Annotated in this window: 8 protein-coding genes; 2 read left to right on the forward strand and 6 right to left on the reverse strand. The window is 68.0% G+C overall.

What is annotated here, in order from left to right:
• Nucleotides 1-532: 532 nt before the first annotated feature.
• The 5 genes from ACWEKR_RS19955 to ACWEKR_RS19975 all read right to left on the reverse strand — a co-directional run bounded on the left by ACWEKR_RS19955 (nt 533) and on the right by ACWEKR_RS19975 (nt 4,681).
• The gene (locus ACWEKR_RS19955) at nt 533-1,543 is read right to left on the reverse strand and encodes a sulfate/molybdate ABC transporter ATP-binding protein (protein WP_452355739.1); all 1,011 of its coding nucleotides are present in this window, start codon (nt 1,541-1,543) and stop codon (nt 533-535) included.
• A complete protein-coding gene (gene cysW, locus ACWEKR_RS19960) occupies nt 1,540-2,346 on the reverse strand; it encodes a sulfate ABC transporter permease subunit CysW (RefSeq protein WP_159845166.1) in 807 nt (268 codons plus the stop codon). The genes ACWEKR_RS19955 and cysW overlap by 4 nt, the downstream gene beginning before the upstream one ends.
• A gap of 67 nt (nt 2,347-2,413) precedes the next feature.
• Complete coding sequence (gene cysT, locus ACWEKR_RS19965) at nt 2,414-3,214, reverse strand: sulfate ABC transporter permease subunit CysT (RefSeq protein WP_452355839.1); 801 nt, start codon at nt 3,212-3,214, stop codon at nt 2,414-2,416.
• A 129-nt stretch (nt 3,215-3,343) separates the two neighbouring features.
• The gene (locus tag ACWEKR_RS19970; RefSeq protein WP_452355740.1) at nt 3,344-4,390 is read right to left on the reverse strand and encodes a sulfate ABC transporter substrate-binding protein; all 1,047 of its coding nucleotides are present in this window, start codon (nt 4,388-4,390) and stop codon (nt 3,344-3,346) included.
• A gap of 201 nt (nt 4,391-4,591) precedes the next feature.
• Nucleotides 4,592-4,681, reverse strand: a complete 90-nt coding sequence (locus tag ACWEKR_RS19975) for an Ms4533A family Cys-rich leader peptide (protein WP_321210233.1) — start codon at nt 4,679-4,681, stop codon at nt 4,592-4,594.
• Nucleotides 4,682-4,751: 70 nt separating this feature from the next.
• Between ACWEKR_RS19975 and ACWEKR_RS19980 the strand changes: the two genes are divergently transcribed.
• The gene (locus ACWEKR_RS19980) at nt 4,752-5,807 is read left to right on the forward strand and encodes a M48 family metallopeptidase (RefSeq protein WP_452355741.1); all 1,056 of its coding nucleotides are present in this window, start codon (nt 4,752-4,754) and stop codon (nt 5,805-5,807) included.
• Between the two features lie 80 nt (nt 5,808-5,887).
• On the opposite strand, the gene ACWEKR_RS19985 is transcribed toward ACWEKR_RS19980, so the two are convergent.
• A complete protein-coding gene (locus ACWEKR_RS19985; protein ID WP_452355742.1) occupies nt 5,888-6,160 on the reverse strand; it encodes a hypothetical protein in 273 nt (90 codons plus the stop codon).
• Between the two features lie 102 nt (nt 6,161-6,262).
• Here ACWEKR_RS19985 and ACWEKR_RS19990 point away from each other — a divergent pair, with 102 nt between their 5' ends.
• A complete protein-coding gene (locus ACWEKR_RS19990) occupies nt 6,263-8,263 on the forward strand; it encodes a glycoside hydrolase family 15 protein (protein WP_452355743.1) in 2,001 nt (666 codons plus the stop codon).
• The last annotated feature ends 98 nt before the right edge of the window (nt 8,264-8,361 follow it).

The following is an 8,361-nucleotide window of genomic DNA, read 5'->3' on the forward strand; positions in this document are numbered from 1 at the left end:
CCGCCATCGCAATCCACCCGATCGCCGTGCCGATTTGCTTCGAACGCGTTTAGGCAACCACTCCGCGATCTTCGTGCCAAGTCCGGACAACCGATTGTCCGCACGCCGCCTGTGCCGCACCGCACCGCTTCGGCGATCTTCGGCGCGCTCACCTGGCCGAGCAGCGTTGCACATGCCGTCCAGTCGGGTTTCCTTGCGACACGCGGGGATCGATCATGCCCGGTAGAGGTTTGCCGGGTTTCGCATATTGCGAGGGACGCCGCTCGTCGATGGCACTCCACATGGGGATACTCCTCCTGACGAGACTCCCCGGATCGGTGCCGACTATTTGCCGATCGGGACGGAATGCCGGAATGATGGCAACCACGGACAGCGGCACCGCCTGCCGGGTCCGGCACGATCGCCCGCGCGGCTGCCGCATCGCTGCCCGATCGGCAACCGCACCGCAGCCCAGGGACAGACGGTCGCCACACCGAATGCCGACGAGCGCAGCAACCTTTCAGCGCCGCGCTCGTCGCCCATCCGGACGCGATTACCCGCCGGACGCCTGGTGAGCGGGAAGTTCTGGAATCCGGGTGGCGCGGACGTACACCGTCTCACCGTCCGACAGCCGCAGCGCTTCGGCGTCACCGCGGGTGACCTGCGCGGCGAACAGGTCGCCGGTCGCGGCGTTGCGCAACTCCACGCGCACCTCGAAGCCGAGATGCACCACGCGCTCGACCGTCGCCCTGGTGACACCCGCGGACTCCGCGGTGCCCTCGTGCTCGGCGAGCGCCATGCCGGGATCACGGCCGACGCGAATGTCGTGCGGACGCACCAGATGTCCGTTCAGCCGGGCCACCGCGCCGAGGAACGACATGACGAACTCGTTGGCCGGACGGTCGTATACGTCCTCCGGAGTGCCGATCTGCTCGATGCGGCCGGAGTTCATCACCGCGATCCGGTCGGCGACGTCCAGCGCCTCCTCCTGGTCGTGGGTGACCAGCACGGTGGTCACGTGGACCTCTTCGTGCAGCCGGCGCAGCCAGGTCCGCAGATCGGCACGGACTTTGGCGTCCAGCGCGCCGAACGGTTCGTCCAGCAGCAACACCTGCGGATCGACGGCGAGCGCGCGCGCCAGTGCCATGCGCTGGCGCTGACCACCCGACAGCTGGGCCGGGTAGCGGTGCTGGAAGCCGTCCAATCCCACGATGCCGAGCAATTCGTCGACACGCTTGCTGATCTCGCTCTTCGGGCGCTTGCGGATCTTCAGGCCGAACGCCACATTGTCGCGCACCGTCATATGCTTGAACGCCGCGTAATGCTGGAACACGAAGCCGATGTCACGTTTCTGCGGCGGTACCCGGGTGACGTCACGTCCCGCGATGGTGACCACGCCGGAGTCCAGCGATTCCAGTCCGGCGATCGAGCGCAGCAGCGTCGACTTGCCCGAGCCCGACGGGCCGAGCAGCGCGGTGAGCTCGCCGGAGGGAATGTCGATGGTCACGTCGTCGAGGGCCGCGAACGTGCCGTAGTTCTTGTACGCGTTGGTCACGGTGATCACTTTGCGCCCCGCTTACGTTCGAGGATGGTCATCAGCAGAAGGGTGACGAGGGCGATGCCCATCAGCAATGTCGCGGCGGAATAGGCGCCGAAGGTGTTGTGGTCGTTGATGTACCGGCCGTGCACGAGCAGCGTCAGCGTCTGCGACTTGCCCGGCAGGGCGCTGGACACCATGATCACCGCGCCGAACTCGCCGAGCGCGCGCGCGACGGTGAGCACCACGCCGTAGGTCAGGCCCCACCGGATCGCGGGCAGCGTGATCCGCCAGAACGTCTGCCATTTCGACGCGCCCAGGGTGGCCGCGGCCTGCTCCTGGTCGTCGCCGATCTCGTGCAGCACCGGCTCCACCTCACGCACCACGAACGGCAGCGTGACGAAGATGGTGGCGATCACCATGCCCGGCAAGTTGAAGATGACCTTGAAACCCACGTCCTCCAGACCACCGAACCAGCCACCCGCACCCCAGAGCAGGATCAGCGACACACCCACCACCACGGGCGAGACCGCGAACGGCAGGTCCACGATGCCCTGAACCAGGTTGCGTCCCGGGAACTTTCCGCGGACCAGCGCGAGCGCCGTCACGATGCCGAAGATCACGTTCACCGGGACGGTGATCGCCACGATCAGCAGCGACAACTGGAACGCCGAGATCGCCGCGGGCGTGGTGATCGAGTCGGCGAACGCGCCGACGCCCCGCTCGAAGGTGCGCCACAGGATGATGATCAGGGGCAGAACCAGCAGCACGAACAGATAGCCGAGCGCCACCGTCCGCAACGAGATACGGGTCAGCGGATGCAATCTCATCGCGACCGCTCCATCCCGCGAGAATTTCCGCGCTCCGGCGACGCCGGGCGCTGTGCACGATCGTGTGTCATCGAGTCGCCTGCTCCTTGCGCGCGCTGCGTTCGGCGAGCAGACGCAGCACCAGCAGCGTCGCGAACGAGATGGCCAGCAGCGCGACCGACACCGCCGCCGCGTTCACCGGCCGGTCGATCTCGATCTGCTTCTGGATGTACTGGGAGGCCATCTCGGTCTTGCGCGGGATCGCGCCGCCGATCAGGACCACCGAGCCGTACTCGCCGATGGCGCGGGCGAACGCCAGCCCGCCACCGCTGATGATCGCCGGCGTCAGCGCGGGCAGCACGATCCTGCGAAAGGTGGTCCAGTTGTTCGCGCCCAGCGAGAGCGCGGCCTGCTCCACCTCGCGGTCCGCCTCGATCAGCACCGGCTGCACCGAGCGCACCACGAACGGCAGCGTGACGAACGCCAGCGCGACCACCAGGCCCGGCTGGGTGGCGTTCAGGTGGATGTCCACCGGACTCTGCGGACCGTACAGCGAGAGCAGCACGATGCTGGCCACGATGGTCGGCAGCGCGAACGGCAGGTCGATCAGCGCGTTGACGACACCTTTGCCGGGGAACCGGTCACGGACCAGCACCCAGGCGATCAGCGTGCCCATCACCACGTTGATCACCGCCACCACCACCGAGACCAGCACGGTGATGCGCAGCGAGTCCACCGCGGCAGGCGCGGTGACCGCGTCCCAGAAGCCGGACCACCCGTCCTCGAAGCTCGTCACGGTGAGCGCCGCCAGCGGCAACAGCACGATGATGCTCAGCCACAGCACGGCGGTGGCGATGCCGAGCGGCCCCACCGAACCGGTCACGCGCAGCCACGACCAGTTCCAGCGGCCGCTCGCGCGGGCTGCGTCGGAGGCGCCGGGACCGTCTTCCTGCACGGTCCCGGCGTTACTGCTCTTCGTCACGATCGTCCAGTATCCCGTGTAACGGGGGTCACCCGGTCACTTGGTCGCATTGTCGTAGATCACCGCGACCGAGCCGGTGTTCGGGGCGAACAGCTCCTTGTCCACGATCTTCCAGCCGCCGAGGTCGGCGATCGTCCACAGTTTCTGCGGCGTGGGGAAGTCCTTGGCGTAGTCGGCGGCGACCTTCGGGTCGACCGGGCGGAAACCGGCGGCGGCCCAGGCCTTCTGCCCTTCAGGAGTGAAGAGGAAGTCGCGGAAGGCCACGGCCTTCTGCTGGTTGTTGCTGTTCTTCAGCACCGCGACCGGATTCTCGATCTTGAACGTCACCGGCGGGACGAAGTGCTCGATCTGATCGCCGTTGCGCTCGGAGAAGATCGCCTCGTTCTCGTAGCTGAGCAGCACGTCACCGGTGCCCTGCAGGAAGGTCTCGGTCGCTTCGCGCCCGGACTTGGGCTGCACCTTCACGTGCTCCTTGGAGACCAGCTTGCTCAGGTAGTCCAAACCGGCCTGCGGGTTCTTGCCGCCGTCGCTCTTGGCCGCGTACGGCGCGAGCAGGTTCCACTTGGCCGATCCGGAGCTGAACGGGTTCGGGGTGACCACCTCGACGCCCGGCTTCAACAGGTCGTCCCAGTCCTTGATGCCCTTGGGGTTGCCCTTGCGCACGACGATCGCGACCACCGAGCCGAACGGCACGCCCTTGGTGGCGTCGGCGTTCCAGCTCGCCTCCACCAGGCCCGCGTCGACCAGGCGGGTGATGTCCGGCTCGACCGAGAAGTTGACCACGTCGGCCTCGGCGCCGTCCTTCACCTTGCGGGACTGGTCACCGGAGGCGCCGTAGGACTGCTGGATCTGCACGCCCTTGCCCTGCTCGGTCTTGTTGAACTCGGGGATCACCTTGTCGAAGCCGGGCTTCGGCACGGCGTAGGCGTACAGGTTGAGGGTGCCGCCGCTGCCATCGGAAGCGCCTCCCCCGACCGTGTCGCTGGCTCCGCCGCCGCACGCGGTTAGCGCGACCGCCGCGACCGCGGCGAGGGCAACGGCGCTGTAGCGTCGACGCGGCGAAAGCCAAGATTTGCGAGCCATCGGGGTGGACCTTTCGTGCGGACCGCCAGTTCTCCGGTAGATACATCGGTGGCGGCGACCATCTTCTTGGTTCAGCAGACCTGCCGATCGAGCGATACGGCAGCGGCGACTATCGGCCCAACGGGCCGCCGGAAGGCGGGCACATCTGCAAGAAGCGCGCCGGTCTGCTGGGAACGAGACGCGGATGTGCCCGGTGGCCGATCAGCGACAGTAGACGTCCGCGACCGCGAGATCACCGACAGCAATCAACGCCAATTCATGGCGGACCTGCGGGACGGCGCTCGAAGACACGGGCAGACTTTATCAGAGCGAACGACGGAGTTCGAATCGAAGAGTCCCAGGAAGAGGGGGGTTTCATCCCATGACCACCAGTCCGGATCGCGTCCGCGTCCCGTTCCCCGGCATCAGCACTCGCACGTGGGAGCATCCCGCCGACCGCACCGCCCTGGTTACCTTGCGGTCACTGGCGGGGTTCGACGTGGTGCTGCGCACACTGTCGGGTTTGCTGCAAGAACGCCAGCACCGGCTGCTGTATCTGGCCACCGCGGTCCGGGTGGACGAGCGGCAGTTCCGTACCCTCCACCATCTGCGCCAGGACGCCGTGCGGATCCTTGACGCCCCCACCACGCCCGAGCTGTTCGTGCTGCAGAGCCCGCAGGTCAACGCCCTCACCATCGGCATGGACCGGCCGTTCATCGTCCTGACGACGGGCTTGCTCGAACTGATGGACACCGAGGAGCTGCGTTTCGTGGTCGGTCACGAACTCGGGCACGCGCTGTCCGGCCACGCGGTGTACCGCACGATGCTGATGCACCTGCTGCGGGTCTCCGCGAGCGTCGGCTGGCTGCCGGTCGGCGGCTGGGCGTTGCGCGGCATCGTCGCGGCCCTCATGGAATGGAGCCGCAAGTCGGAGCTGTCCGGCGACCGGGCAGGGCTGCTGTGCGGCCAGGATGTCGACGCGTCGGTGCGCGTCCATATGAAGACGGCGGGCGGCGCCTGGGTGAGAGAGATGAATCACGGGGCGTTCCTGGCCCAGGCCGACGACTACGAACGGTCCGGCGACTTGCGTGACGGCGTGCTGAAGCTGCTCAACCTGGAGCTGCAGAGCCACCCCTTCTCCGTGCTGCGCGCGGCCGAACTGCGCCGCTGGATCCAGAGCGGCGACTACGACCGCGTGCTGGCGGGCGACTATCCGCGCCGGGACCAGGATCGCGCCACCAGGATCACCGACGAGATGAGAGCGGCCGCCCGCACCTACCGCACGAACTTCGACCAGTCCGAAGATCCGCTCATCCGGACGGTGCGCACGCTGGGCCGGGATGTCGGCGCGGCGGCGAGCACGGTCGCCCACGAAGTCGGCGACACCGTCGCGAAGCTCGGCAAACGGTTCGGCGACTGGCGGACCGGCGGAAACTGATCGTCAGCGGGCGAGCAACCAGGCGACGACGATGAGTAAGAGCAGGGCGACGAGGGCGAGCTGAACGCGCGAGCGAGGCATCAACGCGCCCCGCTCTGCACCGGCGTGCGAGCTTCGGCCGCCTGCTCGGGTTCGAGCATCGCGGCGGCCGGGGCGGGCCGAACCGGTGCGGGGTGGGCGCCGTATCGGCGATCCAGGATGCGCAGCACGGCACGCAGCACGCGATCGAGCCCGTAGGCGATGGCGAAGCTGATCGGGACCATGCCCACGAGGACCACCAAGAACTGCGGGATGAACGGCAGTCCCGCCACCCACAGCTCGAAGCCGTCCCACCATCCTGCGATGCGATGCACGATCCCAGCCTAGTCGGTTCGCCGGCCGGTTCCACGAGGCCATCGGCACAGCGGCCGGACCAAGCGGTGGACGCCGGGCGCGCCTCGGCCCGAAGATGGGGTATGGCGTCCTCCGATGACCTCACCCTCAACGACTCCGACGGCCTGCCGACCAGCCTGACCGAAGCCACGGGCACGACCGAGCCGCACCGCCGCGGCGCCTACCCGCCGATCGACGACTACGCCTTCCTGTCCGATTGCGAGACCAGTTGCCTGATCGCCAGCAACGGTGCGGTGGAATGGATGTGCGTGCCGCGGCCGGATTCGCCGAGCATCTTCGGGGCGGTGCTGGACCGCAGCGCGGGCCACTTCCGGGTCGGTCCCTACGGGGTGAACGTGCCTGCCGCCCGCCGCTACCTGCCGGGCGGGATGATCCTGGAGACCACCTGGCAGACCGGCACCGGCTGGCTGATCGTGCGCGACGCGCTGGTGCTCGGGCGCTGGCACAACAACGATCAGCGCAGCAAGACCCACCGGCGCACCCCGATGGACTGGGATGCCGAGCACCTGCTGTTGCGCACGGTGAAATGCGTGAACGGCACCGTGGAGCTCGAGATGAGTTGCGAGCCCGCGTTCGACTACCACCGGGCCACCGCCCGCTGGGAGTACACCGGCAAGGTGTACGAGGAGGCGACCGCGGTGCGCAGCGACGACGCCAGCGCCGGTCCGACGCTGGTGCTCACCACGGATCTGCGCCTCGGGCTGGAGGGCCGCGAGGCGCGGGCCCGCACCAGGATGAAGGAGGGCGACGAAGTCTTCGTCGCGCTCACCTGGTCGGAGCTGCCCGCGCCGCGCACCTTCGACGAGGCCGCGAACAAGATGTGGCAGACCACCGAATGCTGGCGCCAGTGGATCACGCTCGGCAAGTTCCCCGATCACCCGTGGCGCAACTATCTGCAACGCAGCGCGCTCACGCTCAAGGGCCTCACCTACGCGCCGACGGGCGCCCTGATAGCCGCCGCCACCACGTCCCTACCGGAAACGCCCGGCGGGGAACGCAATTGGGATTACCGCTACAGCTGGGTGCGGGACGCCAGCTTCGCGCTGTGGGGCCTGTACACACTCGGCCTGGACCGGGAGGCCGACGATTTCTTCGCGTTCCTCAACGACGCGACGACCGGCGAGGAGGGCGAGCCCGTTCCGCTGCAGGTGCTCTACGGCATCGGGGGCGAACGCCAGCTCGACGAGATCATCCTCGACCACTTGAGCGGTTACGACAACTCCCGCCCGGTGCGCATCGGCAACAACGCCTACAACCAGGACCAGCACGACATCTGGGGGACCATGCTCGACGCGGTGTACCTGCATGTGAAGTCGCGCCAGCAGGTGCCGGAGACCTTGTGGCCGCTGCTGGTCCGCCAGGTGCGCGCCGCCATCGAGCACTGGAAGGAACCCGACCGGGGCATCTGGGAGGTGCGTGGCGAGCCGCAGCATTTCACCTCGTCGAAGGTGATGTGCTGGGTGGCGCTGGATCGCGGCGCGAAATTGGCCGAGCTGCACGGTCAGTACGAGCACGCCGAGGAGTGGTACGCGATCGCGGAGGAGATCAAGGCCGACGTCCTGGCCAAAGGCGTCAACTCCGAAGGCGTGTTCACCCAGGTCTACGGCGGCGACACCCTGGACGCCTCGCTGCTGCTGGTGGTGCTCACCCGTTTCCTGCCGCCCGAGGACGACCGGGTACGCGCCACCGTGCTGGCCATCGCCGACCGGCTCACCGAGAACGGCCTGGTGCTGCGGTATCGGACCGAGACGACCGACGACGGGTTGAGCGGCGTGGAAGGCGCGTTCACCATCTGCTCGTTCTGGCTGGTCTCGGCGCTGGTCGAGATCGGGCAGATTCAGCGGGCCAGGCACCTGTGCGAGCGACTGCTCGGCTTCGCCAGCCCGCTGCGGTTGTACGCCGAGGAGATCGATCCGCGCAGCGGGCGCCACCTCGGCAACTTCCCCCAGGCGTTCACCCACCTGGCGCTGATCAACGCCGTGACCCACGTCATCCGCGCCGAGGACACCCGGCACGCGGGCCGCTTCCAACCCGCGCACACACCGCAGGGCCACCCGGTCTGATCCTGCGAGGGACCACGATCCGACACCGCAGGGCCACCCGGACCGACCCTGCGAAGGGCCACGATCCGACACCGCAGGGCCACCCGGACCGACCCTGC

It is taken from the genome of Nocardia sp. NPDC004573, from assembly GCF_053602135.1.